The following is a 23,150-nucleotide window of genomic DNA, read 5'->3' on the forward strand; positions in this document are numbered from 1 at the left end:
TTTTTCTTGGGTCGGATGAAACCGGGTCAGGCAGTCGCCAGCGCCGGACGCGCCAGCTTCAGCGCATGCATCCAGGCGCGGCGCAGGACGGCCGGCGAACGCGATTCCTCGGGGATCAGCAACCAGCCGCGGTCGCGCAGCGTGGTGCCCAGCGCGATCTGGCTGGTCAGCACGGTCAGCGGGATCGCCAGCAGCAGCGGCAGGCCCACGGGCATCAGCCAGATCAGCGCGCTCGGGTCGATCAGCGCGATGCCGACGGCCAGCAGGGCGACGATCGCGGTCATCGGGGCGAGCTGCGACAGGGCGATGCGCCACGGCACGGCAGCGGCTTCGCGCGGAGGCGACTTCCAGTTCAGCTTGACGCCGGTGAGGGCGACCACGACAAACAGCGAGTGCGCCAGCATGCGAACCGGGGCTTGCACGATCGCCAGGGCGCTTTCCAGCACCGAGCTCTTGAGCAGGCCGCCCAGGCCGCCGAACTGGCGTTGCTCGCCGCGCATCAGCACGGCGGCGATGCCCAGCACGCGCGGCAGGAACAGCAGGCTCAGCGTCCAGGCCCACAGGGCGGCCAGTTCACCGGGCAGCACATGCCAGCTCGAGATCAGGCTCGAACCCGACAGCCACAGGGCGGTGCCCAGCGTCAGGAAGGCCAGCCACAGCGGGGCGGAAACGTAGGCCATCGTGCCGGTCACGAACATCGCGCGGTGCACCGGGTGGATGCCGGGCTCGGCCATCAGGCGGGCGTTCTGCAGGTTGCCCTGGCACCAGCGGCGGTCGCGCTGCAGTTCGGACAGCAGGTCCGGCGGTTGCTGCTCGTAGCTGCCGACCAGGTCGGACACCAGCCACACGTGGTAGCCGGCACGGCGCATCAGCGCGGCTTCGACGAAGTCATGCGACATGATGCCGCCCGACATGCCGCCGGTGCCGGCGATCGGTGCCAGCGCGCAATGGTCCATGAAGGGCTTGACGCGGATGATGGCGTTGTGGCCCCAGTAGTGCGATTCGCCCAGTTGCCAGAACTGCATGCCCAGCGTGAACAGGCGGCCCGTCACGCGGGAAGCGAATTGTTGGGCACGGGCGTGCAGCGTGACGTGGCCGATGGCCTGCGTCGCGGTCTGGATCACGCCGGCCGTCGGGTTGGCTTCCATCAGCTTGACCATGGCGGTCAGGCAGTCGCCGCTCATCACCGAATCGGCGTCGAGCACGACCATGTACTTGTAGTCGTTGCCCCAGCGGCGGCAGAAGTCGGCCACGTTGCCGGCCTTGCGGTGCGTGCGGCGGGTGCGCAGCCGGTAATACACCTCGACCTGCGGCTGGTTGGGGCTCTCGGCCAGCGCGGCGCGCAGGTCTTCCCAGGCGGCGCGTTCGGCCTTGGCGGTCTCGGCGTCGTAGCTGTCGGACAGCACGAACACGTCGAACTGCTTCGAATGGCCGGTGGCGGCCACCGATTCGCAGGTGGCGCGCAGACCGGCGAACACCGTGGCCACGTCCTCGTTGCAGATCGGCATGATGATCGCGGTGCATGTTTCCGGGTTCATCGGATGGTCGGCGACCTGCTTGACGGACAGCGCGTGCTTGTCACCGCGCACGGAGACATAGAAGCCCATCAGTGCCGTCACGAAGCCGGTCACGACCCAGCCGGACAGCAGGCCGTACAGGCCGATCTGGCCGTATTCGAGCCAGACGTTGTCGTAGTCGGGTTGCACGCCGGCAAACAGGATCGACGCGATCACGGTGCTGAACAGGGCCAGCAGCATGAAGGCCAGGCGACGCTGCTTGGCGGCACGTTGCCACGGTTGTTCCGGGCCGAGTTCGACGGCTTGCTCGCGGGCGGCCTTGCCGCCGGCGCCGAGCTTCACCAGCATGGCGGTGCCAATGCTGTTCCAGAAACCGCGCCAGGGGCGGGGCGCCATGGAACCGCGATTGACCGGCGGCGCGGTCAGGGCGTTCGGGTGGCGGTCCTCGCGAAACACGCTGCGCTTCGGCGCGAGGTCGGCCGGGGTCAAAACCTTCATCTGGGAAAAATCGTTTGGTTTCATGGGCGGCTCACCAACGTTGCTTTTGAAGGGAAGAAGGGGTGTCGCCAATCGCTGGAAAGCGCTTGACGACGCAGTCGGGGTAGGCCCCGCCCAATCCGTCGGACCCAGCGGCCAGGGAGTTGGCAGCACGGGGACGTGAGAGGAGAACCTGCGTGGAACGCAGGCCATCGCGCTGCGGGCGCAGTGCGAAAGAGGGGCTGAAAGAGGCGGTCATGCCTCTACTAGGGCAATCGCCGTGCCAGCGCTGAAAAGCGCTTTTAAATCAAAGGCTTAGGCGAAAATTTCGCCCAAAAATCCCGGTGAAGTGTCGGGAGGGGCGGGAAAACCCCTGTTTTTGTCGCCGAACCCCGACAGCCTCGCTGGCTGTGCGGGCCAAACCCAATGAAATCAACGACTTACTTGCGTCGCTCCTCAGCGACAGCTTCGCCGGATGGTGACGACGGGCCCTCGGCCTTGAAGTGGCCGGGGGTCAGTTCGTGCTTCTGCAACAGCCGATAGAACTCGGTCCGGTTGCGGTCGGCCAGGCGCGCGGCGTCGGCCACGTTGCCGTCGGTCAGCTTGAGCAGGCCGACCAGGTAGTCGCGTTCGAAGCGCTGCTTGGCATCGGCGTAGGTCTGCACCTCGACGCTCGGCACGCGCAGCGCCCGCTGCACCAGCGCCAGCGGGATCAGGGGTGAACTCGACAGCGCGCAGACCTGCTCGACGACGTTGAACAACTGTCGCACGTTGCCCGGCCAGGAGGCCGTGGTGAGCGCCTTGATCGCCTCCGGCGCGAAGCCGGACAGCCGCTTGCCGTACTTGGTCGACAGGCGCTGCAGGAAGTGGTTGGCCAGCAGCGGGATGTCCTCGCGCCGGGCCGACAGCGGCGGCAGCGTGAGCGTCACCACGTTGAGGCGGTAGTACAGGTCTTCTCGGAACTGGCCCGCTTCCATGGCAGCGTCCAGGTCGCGGTGGGTGGCCGAGACGATGCGCACGTCGACCGCGATCGACTGGGCAGCGCCGACCGGCCGCACCGCGCGCTCCTGCAGCACGCGCAAGAGCTTGACCTGCAGGGCGGGTGGCATGTCGCCGATCTCGTCGAGCAGCAGCGTGCCGCCGTCGGCCTGCTGGAACAGGCCCTTGTGGTTGGCGTGGGCGTCGGTGAAGGCGCCCTTCATGTGGCCGAACAGTTCTGATTCGAGCAGCGCCTCGGGGATGGCGCCGCAGTTGACCGCCACGAAGGGCTTCTCGGCCCGCGCGCTCGCCTTGTGGATGGCGCGGGCCAGCAGTTCCTTGCCGGCACCGCTGTCGCCGCGCAGCAGCACCGACGCGTCGGACTTGGCGACCATGCGCGCTTCGGCCAGCAATTCGGCCATGCGGCTGCTGCGGCTGACGATCTCGGAGCGCCAGCTTTCGTCGCTGCCCGTGCTGGGTGTGGTGACGGGCGAGCCCATGGCCAGTGCCTGGCTGATCTTCTCGAGCAGCTCGCGCGCGTCGTAGGGCTTGGTCAGGTAGGTGAAGACGCCGCGTGCCGTCGCCTCGACCGCGTCGGGGATGGTGCCGTGCGCGGTGAGCAGGATCACCGGCAGCGTCGGGTGGTCCTTGCGGATCTCGTCGAACAGCGCGAGCCCGTCGCGGCCGGGCAGGCGCACGTCGCTCAGCACCAGTTGCGGGTGCTCGATCTCGAGCTGGGTCAGCGCCGATTCGGCCGAGGTCACGGCCGTCACCTGGTAGCCGGCCGAGTTCAGCCGCATCGACAGCAGGCGCAGCATGTCGGGGTCGTCGTCGACCACCAACAGGCGGGCGCCGGTGGCTTTGGCGGAAGGGGGGGCTTCACTCATGGACGGTCCTTCGTGCGCCGCTCAGGGCGTGGCAGGTTTGCTGCCGTTGCTGGGTGCGGGCGCGTTGGGCCGGGCGAAGCTGCGTTCGATGGCGCGCAGCGCTTCGATCCGGTCGTTCAGCTGGTCGATGCGGCGCTGTGCGTCGCGCGCCTGCTGGGCCTGGCGGTCGCGGTCGTCCTCGACCTTGCGTTGTTCAAGAAAGCGCGCGGCCAAGAGGCGCGCCAGTGGCTGCAGCGGCTGCGCATCGGCCGTCGGGTTCGACGCCACGCGCTGCAGCAGCCCCAGGGAACGCGCCAGGTCGGCCGGTGCCCGCGTCTGCGCCAGCACCAGGGCCACCTGCATCTGGACCAATGGCGCGTCGCCCGGGTCGCCCAGCCGCGCCAGCTCGGCGGCCAGCTCATTGGCACCGAGCGAGCGCAGGCGGTCGGCGTAGGTGAGGACGGCTTCGGCCGGCGTGGCGCCGCGCAGCGAGAAGGCCAGCGCCGGCTGGGTCGCCAGGGCGATCGGCTCGGCCTCGACCGGGGTCACGCGCACCACGGGCGGCGGGGGCGGTGCCGGCACGGGCGCCGGGGCCGGCGGCGGTGTCGGCGCGGGCGGCGGCGTGGTGCACGCGCCCAGCAAGGTCAGCGACGACAGGGCGAGCGCCGAGGCAAGGGCCGGACAGCGGGCGAACGAAAAAGACATGATGCGAGACAACGTGGGACGCGAGGTGTTCGGGGCGGGGATGGGACGGAGCGTGTGAGCGGCTCAGGCGGAGCGCGGGAGCTCGATGCGGAATCGCGCCCCGGGGCCGTCGGGCAGCAGCGCGACGTGGCCACCATGTGCAGCAATGTACTCCTGCACGATCGACAGGCCGATGCCTGTGCCTTTGACCGCGTGCTCCGGTTGGCGTTCCCCACGGAAGAAGGGCTCGAAGACGCGATCGCGGTCGCCCTCGGCGATGCCGGGGCCGGCGTCGGAGATGTCGATGCGCGCGGTATCGGCGGTGCCGGAGACATCGAAGCGGATGACGCCGCCGCGCTCGGAGAAGCGGATGGCGTTCGACAGCAGGTTGGCCAGCGCCGTGCCCAGCTTGGCCGGGTCGACCGTGATCGACAGCGGCTCGCCCTCGACCTGCACCTGCAGCCCGTGCGCCTGCCATTGCAGGCGCTGCGCCTCGACCTGCTCCTCGATCAACGGCAGCAGGGCCGTGCGCTGGCGATGCAGGTCGCGTGCTTCGAAGGCGGCGGCGTTGAAGCGCAGCAGCGCCTCGATCTGGCTCTGCAGCGAGATGGCGTTCTGCTGCAGGATCTGCGCGACCTCGCGCTGCGCCGGGTTGAGCGCGCCGGTCACGCCGTCTTCCAGCAGCGAGATGCCCTCGCGCAGGGCCGCCAGCGGCGTCTTGAGTTCATGCGACACGTGACGCAGGAAGCGTGCCTTGTCGGCATCCAGTTCCGTCAGACGAAGCCGCAACCATTCGAGCTGCTGCGACACGCGCCGCACGTCGGCCGGGCCGCGGATGTCGATCGGCTCGTCGAGCCGGTTCTCGCCCAGGCCGACGATGGCGCGCTGCAGCCGCTTGAAGGGCCGCGCCAGCCACACGCCGAAGGCCAGCGCCAGCGCCACCGCCAGCGCGCTGGCGGCCAGCACCTCGCGCATCAGCCGTGTGCGGGCGTCTTCCAGGCGGGTCGAAAGCGCGGTGTTCTGCGCCTCGATCTGCGTCTGCGCCTGCTGGGCGATGTCGGTGTTCACGGCGTCGAGGTCGCGGAACTGCATCGCGAGCGTGGTCTCGCGCGCGAGGGCCGTGTCGGCGGGGCCGACCAGCAGCCGCTCCATCGCATCGAGCTGCATCCGCCAGGCGTCGATGGAGGTGCGCTGCACGCCGTTGTCGGCCAGCCGGGTCAGCACGTTCTGCGCATCGCGGGCAGCGTCGTCGAAGCGCCGGCGCAGCACCGCGTCGTTGAGCACCAGCGACTGGCGGCCGGCCCGTTCCATCGCGGCGCTGCGCTCGGCCAGCGACTGCGCCGCGCCCGAGAGCGTGAGCGCGCGGGTGGCCGCGTCGCGGCTCTGCGTCATCAGCGCGTCGTACTGGAACACCGCGCGCAGGGCCACACCCACCAGCAGGGCGGTGATCAGGAGGAAGGCGAAAAGCAGCAGTTGCTGAAAAGAGCCGCGCGCCGTCGTGAGCTTCGCCATCAGACGGCGAGCGCGGCGGTGGCCGGCGCGGCGTCTGGGGCGTCGACGTCGCGCAGGGGCACTTCGCCGCGCAGCGTGTAGGCCAGCGAACGGGTGATCCGCAGGTCGATCATCTGGCCAACCAGGCGCGCGTCGCCTTCGAAATTGACGACGCGGTTGCAGGCAGTGCGGCCCATCAGCTCGCTCGCGTTCTTGCGCGACGCACCTTCGACCAGCACGCGCTGCGTGGTGTCGACCAGCGCCTGGCCGAAGTGCTTGACGTTGACGTCGATCGCGGCCTGCACCTGCTGCAGGCGCGCCAGCTTCACCGCGTGCGGCGTGTCGTCGTGCAGCGCGGCGGCGGGCGTGCCGGGGCGCGGGCTGAAGATGAAGCTGAAGCTCGAATCGAAGCGGCAGTCGTCGATCAGCTTCATCATCTTGGCGAAGTCTTCGTCGGTTTCGCCGGGGAAGCCGACGATGAAGTCGCTGCTCAAGGCCAGTTCGGGCCGGATGGCGCGCAGCTTGCGCACCGTGCTCTTGTATTCCATGGCGGTGTAGCCGCGCTTCATCGCCATCAGGATGCGGTCGCTGCCGTGCTGCACCGGCAGGTGCAGGTGGCTCACCAGTTTCGGCACCCTGGCATAGGCCTCGATCAGGCGCTGCGTGAACTCGTTCGGGTGGCTGGTGGTGTAGCGGATGCGCTCGATGCCCGGGATCTCGGCGATGTACTCGATCAAGAGCGCAAAGTCGGCGATCTCGCTCGTGCCGCCCATCGCGCCGCGGTAGGCGTTCACGTTCTGCCCGAGCAGCGTGACCTCGCGCACGCCCTGGGCGGCCAGGCCAGCGACCTCGACCAGCACGTCGTCGAGCGGGCGGTTGACTTCCTCGCCGCGGGTATAGGGCACCACGCAGTAGCTGCAGTACTTGGAGCAGCCTTCCATGATCGAGACGAAAGCGGTCGCACCGTCGACGCGGGCCGGCGGCAGGTGGTCGAACTTTTCGATCTCGGGGAAGCTGATGTCGACCTGCGGGCGGCCCTGCACGTCCCGCTGCGTGAGCATCTCGGGCAGGCGGTGCAACGTTTGCGGTCCGAACACCACGTCGACGTAGGGTGCGCGCGCGATGATCGCCGCGCCTTCCTGGCTCGCCACGCAGCCGCCCACGCCGATCTTCACGCCGCGGGCCTTGAGGTGCTTGATGCGGCCGAGGTCGCTGAAGACCTTTTCCTGCGCCTTCTCGCGCACCGAGCAGGTGTTGAAGAGGATGAGGTCTGCTTCCTCGACGTCCTGCGTGGGCTCGTAGCCCTGGGCGGCGTTCAGCACGTCGGCCATCTTGTCCGAGTCGTACTCGTTCATCTGGCAGCCGAAGGTTTTGATGAAGACTTTTTTGCGCATGGCGTGGGGCGAGGATGAGTAAGCGAGCGGAAAGGACGGCGCCGGCCGCCCGAGATGGCGTGGAGGCGCGAGAGGCGGCAGTCGCCGCCAGCGTCACTGCCCGAAGGCGGGCAACTGGTTGAACGGCGTCTTGCCGTCGTCGGTCGCGCCGCTGGTGACCACGAAGGGCCAGAAGTTGAGGAAGGGCCGACCGACCGAGGCGCGCTTCACGCTCGCCTCGGTCGCCGTGAGGATCCAGATCTCGCGCACCAGGCCGGCCGGGTCGCGCGTGTAGTTGACCAGCAGGTTCTGGCCGGTGATGGCGCCTGTCGTCACCACCATGTTCTCCGCGCTGCGGATGCGCGCGCCGGGCGACAGGCGATCGGCCCGGCCGTCGAGCACGATCTCGGGCGCTGCGACCACCATGAACTGCCCGCGCAGCGTGCCTTCGGGGAAATTGCGGCCGCCGACCGCCGCCTCGTTCTGCACCGGCGCCTCCAGCGTCTGGGCCGACAAGGGCGGCGCCCAGGCGAAGGCCGCCACCAAGGCGACCAGGGAGAAGAAGGCGAACAGGGCGGGGGCGGCGATGCGGTGGCAGCGGTTCATGGGGTATATCCAGAGGCTGTGGAGCGACCGATTTTAGCGGCCGGCCCCATCGGGCCTGATCGCACCGGAGCCCATGGGCTGCGCCGCGCCGCTCAGGCCGTGACCGATGCCTGGCCGGCGGGCTGGCGGGCCGTTGCCGTGTTCGTGCCCACGCCGGCCCCGGGCAGGGGCGGGCGGGTGCTCGTCCCGAAGGCGGCGATGCGTGCCCATTCCTCCACGGCGTCGAGCAGCTTGGCCTGCATGACCCGGGTGGTCGCCGTGTGGTCGATGTCGGGCCAGAAGCGGTACGTCACCCGCTCGAACAGGCGCGAGCCGCGCAGCTGGCTCAGCATGCCGTGGTTGCGGTCGGTCGAGTTGTAGGTCACCGAATACATCAGGGACACCTCCACGCCGCGATCGACCAGCGACAGCAGGCGGCGTTCATGCTCAGCGGCATCGACCACCGGTGCCTCGGCGCTGCCGAAGATGCTGCCCTGCTCGACGGCCGGCGTGCGGCTCGGCCGCAGCGAGGCCACGCGTGCCATCGTCCGTTCACGGGCGGCGGCGTCGCCCGCGCCCAGCCAGTCGGTCAGGTCGCGCCACCAGAAGTAGCTCGCACGCACCGCGGCGTTGAAGGGGAAGGCGGCCAGCCGGCGCAGCTTGCGTTCGAGGCGCACGCCGGGCGTGAGATACATCTCGCCGTCGAAGGCCAGCATGCCGGTGATGCGCGGGTCGGCCAGCGCCACCGCCATGGCGTTCTCGGCGCCCGAGCAGATGCCAAACACCAGGAAGCGGCGCACGCCGTAGCGCTCGCCCAGGAAATCCATGGCGGCCTTCATGTCTTCCACGGCTTGCGCGCGGAAGGCGTTGCGGCTCTGTGCGGCCACGCTGTCGCCGATGCCGGAGAGGTCGAAGCGCAGCGTCGGGATGCCGGCGCTGGCGAGGCGGCGCGCCGTCTTCACGTTGATGCGGTGCGGCCCGATGCGGTGGTTCACGCCGGTGTTGAGCACCAGGCATGCCACGTCGGTGCGGCCGGCCTGAGGCTGGCTGAGCATGCCGAACAGACCCTCGTCGGGGCCGAACAGAACGGGTGTCTCGCTGTAGTCATTCATGGATTTCTGCCATCACGCGTTGCAACGCCTCTGCAGGCACCATCTCATTATTGGGGTGGGGATTGCTCGTCCATATCATGGTATGCGGCAATAGCACATGGCGTGCACTGCGGTCTTGCGTCTGCGCCGTGACCCACTGGCGCGTGGTCGTGTCGTCGGGTTTGGCGATCACCACGAGTTCGGTGCCGGTGCCCAGCTGGAGGCTGTCGGGCGTGAGCGCCGCGACCTGGCGGCGCAGCAGTTCGGAGATGCCGAAGCCGAAGGCCTCGCCGCTGAAGGCCTCGGGGTCCTTGCGCAGGCTGCGGCGCCATCCGGCGTCGGGAATCGAGTGGCTCAATTCGAGTTCGGCCACGTGTTTTTCGCGCAGGTCCTGCAGGTAGCTGCGGCCTTCCAGCACCGGTTCCCACAGCACCAGCCGGGCGATGCGCGGGCTGGCAGAGGCGGCGGCCTGCAGCGCCAGCGTGGCACCGATGCGTGCGCCGAACCACACGACGCGCGCTGCGCCGGAACGGGCGATCAGTTCGCGGTGGGCCTCGCCGATGTCGCGGCGCCAGCCCTCCAGGTCGCCGTCCTCGTCGTCGCCGGGGGAATCGCCCGTGCCGTAGGGGTCGAAGCGCAGCACCGGTACGCCGCGGCGCGACAGGCGCAGCGCGAGCAGGCGGTAGAAGCGGTGGCTGCGCAGGGCCTCATGGCCCATGGGCGGGCACAGCAGCACGGCCGTGTCGCTCGCACGCGCACCTTCCGCCGCGTGAAAAAGACCGAAGAGCCGCCGCGAGGGCGGGCCGAACATCAGGGGGGTCATGCGATGAATTCCAGGGGCGCGGCGGCGTTCGCACTGACGTCGTCCGTCGTGTGCGGTACGCAGCGCGGCAGGCGCAGTGCCAGGGCGCCGATCGTGTCGTCGCCGTCCTCGAAGGAGTGCAGGCGCAACTGCTCGACGCCGTCGGGCGTGGTGAGGGTGACGGTCTGGGCGACCGGCGCGATGCCGACGTCGAAGCCGTTGGTGGCCAGGTCCAGCCCGATGCCGACCGCCTTGAGGCAGGCTTCCTTGCGGGTCCAGCAGACGAAGAAGGCGCGATCGCGCTGTGCCGCCGGGCAGGCCGCCAGCGCCGCCTGCTCGGCGGGTGAGAAATAGGCCGCGGCCAACGCGAGCGCGTCGGGCATCGGCCGAAGAACCTCGACGTCCACGCCCAGTTCGTCGTGGGTCGACAGCGCGACCAGGCCGGTGTCGTGGCTGTGACTGAGGTTGAAGTGCAGGTCGGCCGACGCCAGCGCCGGCTTGCCGAAGCGGCCGGCCACGAAACGCAGCCGTTCGCCGGCCTGGCCGCTGTGGTGGCCCAGCAGCTGCCGCAGCGCGGCATGGGCAGCGATGAAGCGGTGCCGGTCGCGCTCGAAGACGAAGCGGCGCGCTCGCGCCGCTTCGTCGGCCGAGAGCTTGGCCAGGGCGGCGGCGGGGACGTGCTGGTCCAGGTCGATGCGCCACAGTTCGCAGTGGGGCGCATCGACGGGGAGGACGAGCGGCGAGACGTTCATGCGCACCCCGATCAGCCCTTGCGACCCCAGCCGGAGAACACCCGCCCGAGCAAGCCGGGGCGCGCCGACGACGGCGCCTCGGCCGGTGTCAGCGGCGCGGGCGATGTCACCTGCGACGCTGCGAGCTGCGCCAGGCTTTCGAACATGTAGCGGCGTGCTTCGATGCGCTGGCCGAAGCTTTGCTCGGACTGCTGCACCACGCGCATCGCCAGCAGCGAGTCGCCGCCCAGGTCGAAGAAGTTGTCGCTGGCGCGGATGTCGTTCACGTCGATGTTGAGCACGCCGGCCCAGATCTGCGCGAGCTGCGCCTGCTCGGGTTGCAGCAGCGACGCGGGGTTGCCGTTGGATGCGGCGGCCTTCTCGCGTGCGGCCACCGTCAGCGGCGGCGACTCGGCGCTCGACGCCAGGCGCGTCAGGATGCGCGCGCTGGCCGAATCCGTCGGTGCCAGCAACTCGGCCACCGGCACGTCGGGCCGATCAGCCAGCGTGCGCAGGATCTCGACGAAGCGGTCCCGGAAGGCGGTGCCGGTCTCGGGCAGGTAGATGTCGGCGTTGTAGGCGATCGGGCCTTCGAGGCCGTGCGGCTTCTCCAGCAGCCACAGCCCCAGGTCGTCGGTGGCGCCGCGCTGCAGCAGGTGCACCTGCTTGTGCGCCAGGCCGCCGAAGTCGAGCGGGCGCTCGCGCGCGTCCTGGAACGAGAAGAGGCCCTGGTACAGCCCCGCGCCCTGCGCCAGGTTGACGAACTCGGGCTCGGTCGCCATGCGTTCGAAGGGCACCTGCTGGTAGCCCATGACCGCCACCAGCTCGTTCTTCACGTAGCGGATGAAGCCACCGAAGCCCAGCGTTCTGTCGACCTGGAAGGGCAGCGGCAGCACGTTGTTGAAGAAGCCCATGACCGATTCGAGTTCGGGCACTTCGCGGCCGCGCACCGGCGTGGCGATCACGACCGAGCGGCTGTCGATGGCGCCGCTCATCATCAGCACGTAGGCGCCCAGCGCCAGCATGCTGAGCGTGACGTCGTGCTGGCGCGCCACTTCGCGCAGGCGCTGCGTGGTGGCCTGGTCGATGTGGATCCAGTTCACGCCGCCCTTGCCGGACATGCCGGCCTTGCGCGGCATGTCGGTCTTGGCGGCGCGCGGTGCGGGCATGCGCGCGAAGCGCTGCTTCCAGAAGTCGAGTTGCCGGGTGAACTCCGGCTGCGCCATCCAGTCGGCGTACCACTGCGCGTAGTCGCCCATCGAGACCGGTGGCTCGGGCAGCGTGTGCTTCTGGCCGCGCACCAGCGCGCCGTAGATGGCCGACAGCTCGGTCTGGTAGATGTCGAAGGACCAGCCGTCCCACACCAGGTGGTGCGGCACGAACATGAAGGCATGGTCCTCCGGCCCCATCCTGTAGAGCGCCATGTGGAAGAGCGGCGCGCGGTGGATGTCCAGCGGCTGGTCGGCCAGTTGCTGCATGCGGCCGGCGAGCTCGGCCTCGCGTTCTTCCTCGGGCATCGCGCTGAGGTCGACCAGCGGGATGTCGAAGTCGACCCGCGGGGCAATGACCTGCACGGCGGCGCCGTGCTCGTCGGTGCCGATCGCGGTCCGCAGGGCGGCATGCCGCTGCACCATCGTCTGCAGCGCGCTGCGGAACTTGGCAACGTCCAGCGGTCCGCGGAAGCGGTGGCCCGACGGCGCGTTGTAGACCGGACGGCCCGGGTGCAGTTCTTCGAGGAAGCGGATGCGTTCCTGCATCGGCGTGAGCGGCGCGCTGCGGCGATCGGGCATGTGCACGATCGGTTGCTGCGCCACCGCCTGGCCGGTGCCGCGCAGGCGGTTCACCGTCTGCGCGATGCGCTCGACCGTGGGCGATTCGAACAGCGTCGACATCGGCAGCTTGAGCTGCAGGTCGCGGCTGAGCTGGGCCGTGAGGCGCGCGGCCAGCAGCGAATGCCCGCCGAGCGCGAAGAAGTCGTCGTGGATGCCGAGGCCGGGCAGGCTCAGCGTCTGCTCCATCGCCGCCAGGATCTGGCGTTCGAGCTCGTCGCGCGCCGGCACGGCGGCGTCGCGGCGCGTGGCGGCGGCGCTGACGGGCGGGGGCAGGGCCTTGCGGTCGATCTTGCCGTTGGGCAGCAGCGGCAGCGCGTCGAGCGCGACGAAATGCTGCGGCAGCATGTACTCGGGCAGGAAGCTGGCCAGGTGCTGGCGCAGGGCCGTCGCCTCGGGCATGGGGCCGCGCGGCACCACGTAGGCCACGATGCGCACATCGCCCGGCGCGTCCTCGCGGGTGACCACCAGCGCACGGTCGATGGCGCCATGGCGCGCCAGGTTGGCTTCGATCTCGCCGAGCTCGATGCGGTAGCCCCGCACCTTGACCTGGTGGTCGGCGCGGCCCAGGCATTCGAGCACGCCGTCGGCGCGCCAGCGGCCCAGGTCGCCGGTGCGGTACCAGCGGGCGCCGCTGCCGTCGTGGGCGGGCACGAAGCGCTCGTCGGTCAGTTCGGGGCGGTCGAGGTAGCCGAGCGTCACGCCGGCACCGCCGATGTAGAGCTCGCCGGTCACGCCCACGGGCAGCGGCTGCCCCTGCGGGTCGAGCACGTGGAACTGGGTGTTGATCACCGGGCGGCCGATGGGAATGACGCCCTCGGCGCGCAGCACGCGGTGGAAGCTCGACCAGACGGTGGTTTCGGTCGGGCCGTAGCCGTTCCAGAGTTCACCGACCATCGGCAGCAGCTGGCGCGCCAGATCGGCGGGCAGCGGCTCGCCGGTGCAGATGGCCAGCAGGTCGCGGCGGCCGGGCCAGCCGGCGTCCAGCAGGATGCGCCAGGTGGAGGGCGTCGCGTCGACGAAGTCGACTTCCTCGGACTCGATCAGCTCGCGCAGGCGGTCGCCCTGCATCGCCTGCGTCTTGTCGGCCACCACGATGCGCGCGCCCACCGTCAGCGGCAGGATCACTTCGGACACCGCGATGTCGAAGGACAGCGTGGTCACCGCCAGCACGCGGCGCTGGGCGTCGATGCCCGGCACCGTGCGCAGGCCGGTCAGGAGATTGACCACCGTGCGGTGCGGCACGCGCACGCCCTTCGGGCGGCCGGTGGAGCCGGAGGTGTAGATCACGTAGGCCACGTTGCCGGCATCGCCGCCGTGCGACGGTGCCGCTGGGGTCGGCTGCACGCCGTCGGCGCGCACGCGGGCCAGCCCCTGCAGGGGCGTGGTGGCGTCGGTGTCGGCATCGGTCACGGCGACGCGCAGTTGCGCATCCTCGATCATGAATTCGATGCGTTCGCGCGGGAAGGCCGGGTCGAGCGGCACGTAGCCGGCGCCCGACTTCAGGATGCCGAGCAGCGCCACCAGCATGTGTGCGTTGCGCGCGCAGCACAGGCCGACCAGGTCGCCCGGGCCGATGCCCTGCGTCTGCAGGGCGGCGGCGAGGCCGTTGGCACGCTGGTCGAGCTCGCGGTAGCTGAGCGACGCGCCGCCGGCGCGCACCGCCACCGCATCGGGCGTGGCCTGGGCCTGGCGGCCGATGAGGGTGTCGATGCGCAGCTGCGCGTCGTAGGGCGCGGCCGTGGCGTTGAAGGACTGCAGCAGGGTGAGGTCTTCGCTGCTGCAGGCCAGGGCCTGGGCGACGGTGGCCTGCGGCTGGCGCGCAAGCTGCGCCAGCGCGTCGCCGTACAGCGCGAGCCAGCGCCGCACGGTGGCTTCGTCGAACAGCGCCGTGTTGTATTGCAGCTCGAGCTGCAGGCCGTCGGCCACGGGCACCGCGTTGAGGAACAGCTCGAAGTTCTCGTAGTGGCGGGCGTTGCCCGACAGCCGGCTCTGCAGCCCGGGGAAGCTGCCGCCCTGCGCGGTCGTGGCGCGGTCGAGGTTGAACATCACGCTGACCAGCGATGGGCGGCTGGGGTCGCGTGTCACCGGCAGGTGCCGCAGCAGCGTGCCGTAGGTCAGCGTCTGGTGGTCGAAAGCGTCCAGCAGCGTGTTGGCGATCTGACGCAGCAGCACGTCGAAGGGCTGGGCCGGATCGACCGTGACGCGCACCGGCAGCAGGTTGACGCAGTGGCCGACCAGCTTGGGCATGCCGCTGGCCGCCTGGCCGGCGGAAGGCACGCCGACCACGAGATCGTCCTGCTGCGACAGGCGATGCACCAGGGCGGCAAAGACGCTGAAGAGCGTGGCGAACAGGCTGACGCCGGCACGCGCGCCGAGCTGGCGTGCCGCCTCAACCAGCGGCGCTGGCAGCAGCACGTCGGCTCGCCGCGCATCGAAGCTGCGGCGCGCGGCGCGCGGGCGGTCCAGCGGGAGTTCGAGCGCGGGCAACGAGTTGCCGGGGTACTGGCCGAGCCAGTACGACAACTGCGTCTGCGCCATCGGCGTGACCGCTTCGGCGCGTTCCCATTGGGCGTAGTCGGCATAGCGGGGCGCCGGCTCGAGTGCCGTGACCTGGCCGCGCTGCGCGGCATAGAGCAGGCCCAGGTCGTCGGCGATGACGCCCCACGACCAGCCGTCGCACACCGAGTGGTGCGCCGTCATCAGCAGCACGTTCTGCGTGGGGGCCAGCCGGTAGAGCGCGGCGCGAAACAGCGGGCCCTGTTCCAGGTCGAAGGGCGTCTCGACCGCTTCGGTGTGCGCCTTGGCCATGGCCAGGGCTTGCGCCGCGGCATCCATGCCGCTCAGGTCGTGCAGTGGAAGTGCGAATGCGCCCGGCACGGCGACGACCAGCTGCTCGCCATCGGGCGAGAAGGTCGCGCGCAGCGCCTCGTGCCGCGCCAGCAGCGCGGTCATCGCGGCCGACAGGGCGGCGGTGTCGAGCGTGCCATCGAGGTGCAGGTCGACCGACTCGTTGTAGGCGAGCGAGGCCTGGCTGCCGAGCCGGTGCGCCAGCCAGACTTCACGCTGGGCCTCGGTGGTCGGGATGACGCCGGAAATCGCGCCCAGGGCGAAGGGGTCGAAGTCATCGACTTCGATGGCTTTGGCAACGTTCTGCAGGGTCACGTCGTGCTTTGCCGCGTCGCGGGTGTCGGGCCAGCTGCTCACGCGTCCACCTTGCGGTACTTGCCGGGGCTGGCGGGGTCGGGCACGAACCAGGCGGGCTGGCCGTCCTTGTCGCGGCCCAGGCGGGCATCGGGCACCGGCGGGTGCGCGGCGTCGAAGGCGCGGCTGGCCGGCGCGCGGCCGGGCAGGAATTCGGCTTCCTGCATCTCGGCGATCGATTCCCGGAAGGCCGACTTGATGGTCGCGATGTCGTCGCGCGTGTGCGCGGTCGTCATGAAGCAGGGGAAGTTGTCCAGGATGTGCACGCCGCGGCTGCGCATCATCGCGAACAGCAGGTCCTGCAGCGGGTGGTCTTCCAGCCAGCTCACGCGCCAGAGCGACGCGAAGTAGCGGATCTCCAGCGGCGCGCCCACCTCGCGGCAGAAGGCCGTGAGCTCGTCGGCCATCGCGGCCGTGTGCAGGTTGAGCTGCGTCTGCAGCGCGTTGCCCGAGGCCTTCAGGTGGTCGAGCGAGGCCTTGGCCGCGGCCAGCGTGAGCGGGTGCCGCACGAAGGTGCCGGCGAAGTAGGTGACGCCGACGGTCGGAATCGAATCGTCGCCGTAGTTCCAGGCGCCGCCGTCGAGCGCGTCCATGTACTCGCGCTTGCCGGCGATGGCGCCGATGGGCATGCCGCCCCCGATCACCTTGCCATAGGTGGCGAGGTCACCGCGGATGCCGAACAGCGCCTGGGCGCCGCCGGGGTGCGCGCGGAAGCCGGTGATCACCTCGTCGAAGATCATGCAGGTGCCGCTCTGCGCTGTGATGGCGCGCACTTCCTGCAGGAATTCCTTCGGCTGGAAGTCGGGACGGCGGCTCTGCACCGGCTCGATCAGCACGGCCGCCAGCTCGTCGGCGTTCTCGCGGATGAACGCGAGCGATTCGGGCGTGCCGTAGTCGAGCACGCGCACGTCGCCGAACATGCCGCTCATCACGCCGGGCGTGGCCGGGATGCCGCGGGCGCCACGGCCGGCGCGCACCAGCACCTCGTCGAAGGTGCCGTGGTACGAGCCGCTGAACAGCACGACGGTGCTGCGGCCGGTGTGGGTGCGCGCGATGCGGATCGCCGCCATCACCGCTTCGGAGCCGGTGTTGCACAGCGCCGCGCGGTCGAAGCCGGTGAGCTCGCAGATGCGCTGCGTCACCTCGGCGGCCAGCGGGTGCTGCGGGCCGATCTCGTAGCCGAGGTCGAGCTGCTTGCGGATCGCGTCGTTCAGGAAGTCCGGCTGCCAGCCGAACATGTTCATGCCGAAGCCGTTGAGGGTGTCGACGTACTCGTTGCCGTCGATGTCCCACACGCGCGAGCCCTTGGAGCGGTCGACCACCAGCTGGTAGGTGATCTCCTTGGTCGCCGGGCGGAAGCCGTTGACCACGCGCGGGTCGGCCATGTGGGGGCGGTTGGCGGCGGTGAAGTCCTTGCTCTTGCGGCTGCGCTCGACATAGCGCCGCACGAAGGCGTCGAGCCGGGCCTGCTGGCGCGGCGTGATCTCGCGGTTGGGCGTGGTGTGGATGCGGGCGATGGCGCCGAAGGCCTTCTTGACGTCGTAGGGGACGCCGCCGGTCGGCCTGTCGTCCGTCGTTGCCGGCGTGGCCGATGCCACGGGGGTCGCAGCGGCGATGGCGACAGGAGCGGCCAGGGTCGGCGTGCCGGCCAGCAGCGCGAGCTGCTGCTGCATGAGCTGCATCTGCTGCGCGATCACCTGTTGCAGCAGCGGCGTGCCGGCTTGCGGCAGCGCGGGGGCGAAAGTCGGTACCGCCATCGACGGCAACGCGGTCGCGACGGCCAGCGGCGCAGCGACCAGGGCCGGCGTGGCGCGCACCGGCGCCGGCGCTGGCGTGACGCTCGCCGTCGGTTCGGGCGGCAGGCTCTTGTCGAGGTGATCGACCAGCAGGTCGAAGCTGCGGCAGCCCTCCATCAGCTGGCGGAAGCTGATGTTGATCTTGAAGTGCTTCTTGACCTGCAGCGCGGCCTGCGTGAGCACCAGCGAATCCATGCCCTGGTCGATGAAGGTGGTCGTGCCGTCGGCGTCGGCCATCGGCGTGCCGGAGATGTCTTCGAAGAGTTCGCGCACCTTGGCGTGCAGGGTGGCGTGGCGGGCGTTCAGGACGGCGGTGGGCATGGCGTGCTCCGTGGGAGGGTCGATGACAAGGGCGGAAGCGGCAGGCGCAGGCGACAGGGGCACGGCGGCCGACGGGGCCGGTGCTGCGATGTCGACCCAGTGGCGCTTGCGCTCGAAGGGGTAGGTGGGCAGCCGGACGCGGGCCTTGCGGCTGCGCGTGTCGAGCTGCTGCAGGTCGGGCGTGGCGCCCAGCGTCCACAGCCGGCCGAGCGCCAGGCGGTGGGCGACGAGTTCGTCGGCCGGCGCGGCGCCGAACACCGGCAGGGCGGCCGGCGCCGGCCTGTCGCGCGTGGCCTGTTGGCGCACCAGCGTGCTCAGCGTGTTGCGCGGGCCGAGCTCGAGGAAGAGCGGTTGTGCGAACTGTGCGAGCGCCTCGGTCACGGCGGGCGCGAAGCGCACCGCCTCGCGCAGGTGGCGCGCCCAGTAGGCCGGGTCGGTGGCTTCGGCGGCGCTCAGCACGCGGCCGGTGAGCGTCGAGAGGATGGTTCGCTGCGGTGCGTTCAGCGTGACCTCGCGCACCAGCGCCTCGAAGGGCGCCATGGCCGGCGCCATCATGGCCGAGTGGAAGGCGTGGGAGGTCTGGAGCAGCCGGGCGGCGACGCCGTCGGCTTCGAGCCGTGCCTGCAGTGCCGCGATGGCCTCGGTCGGACCGGCGGCGACGCAGGCGTTGGGGCCGTTCTCGGCGGCCAGCGAGAGGTCGGCTCCGAGGTAGGGCGCGAGCTGGGCGGCCGCGAGCCGCACCGACAGCATCTGGCCGGCCGGCAGCGCCTGCATCAGCGCGCCGCGCTGCGCCACCAGGCGCGCCGCGTCGGCCAGCGACATCACGTTGGCGATCACCGCGGCGGCGAATTCGCCCACGCTGTGGCCGATCATCGCGGCGGGGCGGAGGCCCAAGGCCAGCGTGCGGCGTGCCAGCGCGACTTCGAGCGCGAAGGTCGCCGGCTGCGTGACCGAGGTCGGCAGCAGCGCGTCGGCATCGTCCGAGAACATGCGTTCGCGCAGGCTGAAGGGCAGCACCGCGTCGAAGGCGGCGAAGCAGTCGTCGAGCGCGGCACGGAAGATCTCGTCGTGCACATACAGCGTGCGGCCCATGCCGGGGTACTGCGCGCCCTGGCCGGGGAACAGCAGCACCAGATCGTGCGTGCGGGGGGCCACGGCACCGCTCACCTTGTAGGGCGTGGCGGCGTCGCGCAGAAAGGCCACCGCTTCGGCGCTGCTGTCGGCCACCAGCGCCAGCCGTTGCGCAAAGGCCTTGCGGCCGACGCGCAGCGTGTGGGCCACGTCGCCGACGTTCAGCGTGGGCTGCGCTTCGAGGTGGTCGGCCAGCTGTGCGGCCATGCGGGCCAGCGCCGTGGGCGTGCGGGCCGACAGCGTGATCAATTGCGGGCCGGCGACCGGCTCGGAGGGCGGGGCCAGCGGCGCTTCTTCGAGGATGACGTGCGCGTTGGTGCCGCCCACGCCGAAGGAGCTGACGCCCGCGCGGCGCGGCGTGCCGGCCTCACGCGGCCAGGGCGAGAGCTGCGCGTTCACCTGGAACGGCGTGCCGTCGAAATCGATCGAGGGGTTGGCGCTGTCGAAGTGCAGCGACGCCGGCAGGCGCTGCTCGTGCAGGGCCAGCGCGGTCTTGATGACGCCGGTGGCGCCCGCAGCCATCAGCGTGTGGCCGACGTTGCTCTTGACCGAGCCGATGGCGCAGAAGCCGCTGTCGGCCGTGTGGCGCGCATAGGCGCGGGCCAGGGCGGCCACTTCGACCGGGTCGCCCATCGGCGTGGCTGTGCCGTGCGCTTCGACGTACGAGATGCTGCGCGCGTCGACGCCGGCCGAAGCCAGCGCCATCGACACCACCGCCGCCTGGCCGTCGACGCTGGGCGCGGTGAAGCTGGCCTTGACCGCGCCGTCGTTGTTCACGCCCACGCCGCGCAGCACCGCATAGATGGTGTCGCCGTCGGCCTGCGCGTCGGACAGGCGCTTGAGCATGACCACCGCGGCGCCGTCGCTGAACACCGTGCCCTGGGCCTTGGCGTCGAAGCTGCGCGTGTGGCCGTCGGGCGAATACATCGCGCCCTCTTGATAGAGGTAGCCGCTGTTCGGGGGGCAGTGGATGGCGACGCCGCCGGCCAGTGCCATGTCGCACTGGCCTGAGCGCAGCGCGTGGAAGGCCTGCGCCATGGCCACCAGCGAGGTCGAGCAGGCCGTGTTCAGGCTGATGGCCGGGCCGGTGAGGTTGAGGCGGTTCGCCACGCGGGTGGCGAGGTAGTCTTTCTCGTTGCCGAGCATCACGGCGAAGTCGCCGACGGCTTCGATCAGGTCTTCGCGCGGCATCACGTGGCGCTGGAAGTAGGTCGCGTTGTGCATGCCGGCGTACACGCCGACCGGGCGCTGCTGCTGGTCGGGCGCATAGCCGGCGCGCTCCATGCATTCCCAGCAGATCTCCAGGAAGAGACGCTGCTGCGGGTCCATCAGCGTTGCTTCCTTGGGGTTGATGCCGAAGAAGGCGGCGTCGAACTGGTCGACGTCGTCGAGCACGCCGCGGGCGCGTACATAGGCCGGGTCGGCGCGCAGCGCGGCGCTCACGCCGGCGTCGAGCGTGGCGTCGTCGAAGAAGCGGATGGTGTCGCGGCCTTCGACCAGGTTGTCCCAGAACTGCTCGACGTCGGCGGCGCCAGGGAAGCGGCCGGCCATGCCCACCAGGGCGATGGGCTCCTGCGCGTCGCCGCCGAGGGGTGCGGCGCGCACGGTCGCGGGTGCGGCGGCTTCGCCGTCGAGCGCGCGGGCGATCGCCTGCGGCGTCGGGTTCTGGAAGAAGAGATTGGTCGACAGGCGTTGGCGGCTGCTGGCCTGCAGGTCGGCCAGCACCTTGAGCACCCGCAGCGAGTCGCCGCCCAGGTCGAAGAAGTTGTCGGCGCGGCCGGCCTGGTCGATGCCCAGGGCGCGTGCGAAGGCGGCGCACACCAGGCGTTCGGTGTCGGTGCGGCCTTCTTCATACGGCTCGGCCATCTCGGGGCGCTGGGCCAGCGGTTCGGGCAGGGCGCGGCGGTCGATCTTGCCGTTGGGCGAGCGGGGCAGCACGTCGAGCACCACGAACAGGCCCGGCACCATGTACGGCGCCAGCGTGGCCTTGAGGTGGGCGCGGAAATCGTCGGCGCTGGGCGCGGTGCCCGGTTGGGTGGTGACATAGGCGACCAGGCGCGCATCGCCGCCACCGTCGTGGCGCGCCAGCACGGCGCCTTCGCGCACGGCGGGGTGCGTCAGCAGCGCGCTCTCGATCTCGCCGAGCTCGACGCGGAAGCCGCGCACCTTGACCTGGTGGTCGTTGCGGCCGATGTAGTCGATCTGGCCATCGGCACGCCAGCGGCCGATGTCGCCGGTCTTGTAGAGGCGCGCGTCGGGGTCGTGGCTGAACGGGTCTGCGACGAAGCGTTCGGCCGTCAGTTCGGGCCGGTGCAGGTAGCCGCGCGCCACGCCGACGCCGCCGATATGGATCTCTCCGGCCACGCCGATCGGTGCGACCCGGCCATGGCGGTCGAGCACGTGGATGCGGTTGTTCGCCACCGGGCGGCCGATGGCGGGCAGGGCGGCCCATTCGCGCGGGTCGGCGGCCAGCTGCAGCGCGGTCACGACGTGGCTTTCGGTCGGGCCGTACTGGTTGTGCAGGCGGCAGCCGGGGTGGCGCGTGAAGAAGGCGCGCACCGCCGGGCTGGCGTGCAGTTGCTCGCCGGCGGTCATCACGTCCTGCAGGTCGGGCAGCGATTCGTCGGCGGCGACGGCGTATTCGGCGAAGTTCTGCAGCGCGATGAAGGGCAGGAACAGGCGTTCGACGCGGTGCTCGCGCAGCACGGCCACCAGCGCCTGCGGGTCGCGACGCACGCTCTCGTCGATCAGCACCAGCGTGCCGCCGGCCACGAGCGTCGCGAAGATCTCCTGGAAGGCGACGTCGAAGCCCAGTGCCGCGAACTGCAGCGTGCGCTGCGGCCGGGCGACCCCGGGGTTGGACAGCTGCCAGTGCAACAGGTTGACCAGGCCGCGGTGCGGCATGGCCACGCCCTTGGGCGTGCCGGTCGAGCCCGAGGTGTAGATGACGTAGGCCAGCTGCGACGGCGACATGGGGGGCACGGCGGCAGGCAGCGGTGCGCCGGCGTCGGTCGACTCGGCGGGCGCCGACATCAGCGCGTCGAGCAGCAGCACCTCGGCCGTGCCGGCGGGCAGCGTGGTCTGCAGCGTGCGCTGCGAGAGGATGACGGCGGGCCGGGCACCCTCGAGGATCACGGCGGTGCGGTCGGCCGGGTGGCTCGGGTCGAGCGGCACGTAGGCGCCGCCGGCCTTGAGCACCGCCAGCAGCCCGACCACCATCTCGAGGCTGCGCTCGACATACAGCGCCACCGGCACGTCGGGGCCGACGCCGCGGGCTCGCAGCTGGCGGGCGAGGCGGTTGGCCTGACGATCGAGCTCGGCGTAGCGCAGCGTGCGCTGGCCGAAGCGCACGGCCTCGGCATCGGGCGTGCGCGCAGCCTGCGCCTCGACCAGTTCATGAATCAGTCGATTCGATGGCCAGTCGGCCGAGCTGGCGTTGAAGCCATCGAGCAGCGCCTGTTCGTCCGTGCCGATCAGGGGCAGCGCGTGCCACGGCGTGTCGGCGTGGTCGGGCAGCGCCGCCAGCACGGTCTGTACATGGCCAGCCCAGCGGGCGGCGGTGGCCGCGTCGATGCTGGCGGCGTGGTGCAGCACGCCGCCCAGGCCGCCGTCGGGGCGTGCGGCGAGCGCCAGCGTGAGGTCGCAGGGGGTTTCGGTGCCCAGGGGCGCGAGGGTGCCGAAATGGAAGGCGGCTTGCGTTCGCAGGTCGATGGTGCCGGGCTGCGATGTGGCGTCACGCAGCATCGCCTCAAGGCGCGGCAGCCAGGCGGCCAGCGTCGGTTCGCCGCGCAGGTCGAGATGTAACGCGCGCACGGACGCGTCCGTGCCAGGGCGGCCGGCGAGCAGGAACTCGTCCTGGGTGCTCAGCCGTGCCAGCACCACGGCCCACGCCGCGAGCGCCAGCGTCTGGACGGACGACCCGTGCGCGCGGGCCAGCCCGTCGAGGCGGGCGGTCGAGGTGGGGGCGATCGTGAATGCGAAAGAGGCGGCACGCCCGGCACCGATCGGCGAGGGCAGGGGAAGTTCGAGGGGGCTCGCGGCGGAGGGAAACGACGGAAGTGTCTGGTTCATCGGTGTGCCTTTCACACGACGGTTCCCAGTTGGGAAACCTCCGCGGTCATCTCTCTCGTCCTCGCCCTGCCTGACTTGTCAGATTTAATAACAAAGCGCTCTTTTTGCTGCTGATCTTCCACCTTGTGGATTGAGTTCGCCCTCTGCCGAAAGTCCAATCCACGGCATAGGCCGTTCTGGCAGATGGTGACGTGGGACGCAAT

11 protein-coding genes are annotated in these 23,150 nt (G+C 70.6%); all 11 read right to left on the reverse strand.

Annotation, left to right across the window (positions count from 1 at the left end):
* Positions 1-26: 26 nt before the first annotated feature.
* The 11 genes from mdoH to ACSFA2_RS05565 all read right to left on the reverse strand — a co-directional run bounded on the left by mdoH (position 27) and on the right by ACSFA2_RS05565 (position 22,947).
* Complete coding sequence (gene mdoH / locus ACSFA2_RS05515; RefSeq protein WP_435454312.1) at positions 27-2,039, reverse strand: glucans biosynthesis glucosyltransferase MdoH; 2,013 nt, start codon at positions 2,037-2,039, stop codon at positions 27-29.
* A gap of 395 nt (positions 2,040-2,434) precedes the next feature.
* The gene (locus ACSFA2_RS05520) at positions 2,435-3,859 is read right to left on the reverse strand and encodes a sigma 54-interacting transcriptional regulator (protein WP_435454313.1); all 1,425 of its coding nucleotides are present in this window, start codon (positions 3,857-3,859) and stop codon (positions 2,435-2,437) included.
* Between the two features lie 21 nt (positions 3,860-3,880).
* Positions 3,881-4,543, reverse strand: a complete 663-nt coding sequence (locus ACSFA2_RS05525) for a hypothetical protein (RefSeq protein WP_435454314.1) — start codon at positions 4,541-4,543, stop codon at positions 3,881-3,883.
* A 63-nt stretch (positions 4,544-4,606) separates the two neighbouring features.
* Positions 4,607-6,034, reverse strand: coding sequence for a sensor histidine kinase (locus ACSFA2_RS05530; protein WP_435454315.1), 1,428 nt, complete (start codon positions 6,032-6,034; stop codon positions 4,607-4,609).
* Positions 6,034-7,407 carry a tRNA (N6-isopentenyl adenosine(37)-C2)-methylthiotransferase MiaB gene (gene miaB, locus ACSFA2_RS05535; RefSeq protein WP_435454316.1) on the reverse strand — a complete coding sequence of 458 codons (1,374 nt, stop codon included), beginning with the start codon at positions 7,405-7,407 and terminating at the stop codon, positions 6,034-6,036. Before miaB ends, ACSFA2_RS05530 begins: the two co-directional genes overlap by 1 nt.
* A gap of 93 nt (positions 7,408-7,500) precedes the next feature.
* The gene (locus ACSFA2_RS05540; RefSeq protein ID WP_435454317.1) at positions 7,501-7,992 is read right to left on the reverse strand and encodes a hypothetical protein; all 492 of its coding nucleotides are present in this window, start codon (positions 7,990-7,992) and stop codon (positions 7,501-7,503) included.
* A gap of 92 nt (positions 7,993-8,084) precedes the next feature.
* Positions 8,085-9,083 carry a serine aminopeptidase domain-containing protein gene (locus tag ACSFA2_RS05545; protein ID WP_435454318.1) on the reverse strand — a complete coding sequence of 333 codons (999 nt, stop codon included), beginning with the start codon at positions 9,081-9,083 and terminating at the stop codon, positions 8,085-8,087.
* Positions 9,076-9,885 (reverse strand): alpha/beta fold hydrolase, encoded by an 810-nt coding sequence (locus ACSFA2_RS05550; protein WP_435454319.1) that lies wholly within the window; start codon positions 9,883-9,885, stop codon positions 9,076-9,078. The genes ACSFA2_RS05545 and ACSFA2_RS05550 overlap by 8 nt, the downstream gene beginning before the upstream one ends.
* Positions 9,882-10,616 (reverse strand): 4'-phosphopantetheinyl transferase family protein, encoded by a 735-nt coding sequence (locus ACSFA2_RS05555; RefSeq protein WP_435454320.1) that lies wholly within the window; start codon positions 10,614-10,616, stop codon positions 9,882-9,884. Before ACSFA2_RS05555 ends, ACSFA2_RS05550 begins: the two co-directional genes overlap by 4 nt.
* An 11-nt stretch (positions 10,617-10,627) precedes the next feature.
* Complete coding sequence (locus ACSFA2_RS05560; RefSeq protein ID WP_435454321.1) at positions 10,628-15,631, reverse strand: amino acid adenylation domain-containing protein; 5,004 nt, start codon at positions 15,629-15,631, stop codon at positions 10,628-10,630.
* Positions 15,628-22,947 (reverse strand): hybrid non-ribosomal peptide synthetase/type I polyketide synthase, encoded by a 7,320-nt coding sequence (locus tag ACSFA2_RS05565; RefSeq protein WP_435454322.1) that lies wholly within the window; start codon positions 22,945-22,947, stop codon positions 15,628-15,630. Before ACSFA2_RS05565 ends, ACSFA2_RS05560 begins: the two co-directional genes overlap by 4 nt.
* Positions 22,948-23,150: the final 203 nt, after the last annotated feature.

Origin of the sequence: Variovorax cryoconiti (assembly GCF_051216395.1) — a bacterium.
Classification (GTDB): domain Bacteria; phylum Pseudomonadota; class Gammaproteobacteria; order Burkholderiales; family Burkholderiaceae_C; genus Variovorax.

Excerpts from the sequence above, each read along its gene's own strand:
- ACSFA2_RS05525 (WP_435454314.1), bottom strand. The coding sequence starts at position 4,543 with ATGTCTTTTTCGTTCGCCCGCTGTCCGGCCCTTGCCTCGGCGCTCGCC.
- ACSFA2_RS05550 (WP_435454319.1), bottom strand. The coding sequence starts at position 9,885 with ATGACCCCCCTGATGTTCGGCCCGCCCTCGCGGCGGCTCTTCGGTCTT.
- ACSFA2_RS05565 (WP_435454322.1), bottom strand. The coding sequence starts at position 22,947 with ATGAACCAGACACTTCCGTCGTTTCCCTCCGCCGCGAGCCCCCTCGAA.
- ACSFA2_RS05540 (WP_435454317.1), bottom strand. The coding sequence starts at position 7,992 with ATGAACCGCTGCCACCGCATCGCCGCCCCCGCCCTGTTCGCCTTCTTC.
- ACSFA2_RS05520 (WP_435454313.1), bottom strand. The coding sequence starts at position 3,859 with ATGAGTGAAGCCCCCCCTTCCGCCAAAGCCACCGGCGCCCGCCTGTTG.
- miaB (WP_435454316.1), bottom strand. The coding sequence starts at position 7,407 with ATGCGCAAAAAAGTCTTCATCAAAACCTTCGGCTGCCAGATGAACGAG.
- mdoH (WP_435454312.1), bottom strand. The coding sequence starts at position 2,039 with ATGAAACCAAACGATTTTTCCCAGATGAAGGTTTTGACCCCGGCCGAC.
- ACSFA2_RS05555 (WP_435454320.1), bottom strand. The coding sequence starts at position 10,616 with ATGAACGTCTCGCCGCTCGTCCTCCCCGTCGATGCGCCCCACTGCGAA.
- ACSFA2_RS05530 (WP_435454315.1), bottom strand. The coding sequence starts at position 6,034 with ATGGCGAAGCTCACGACGGCGCGCGGCTCTTTTCAGCAACTGCTGCTT.
- ACSFA2_RS05545 (WP_435454318.1), bottom strand. The coding sequence starts at position 9,083 with ATGAATGACTACAGCGAGACACCCGTTCTGTTCGGCCCCGACGAGGGT.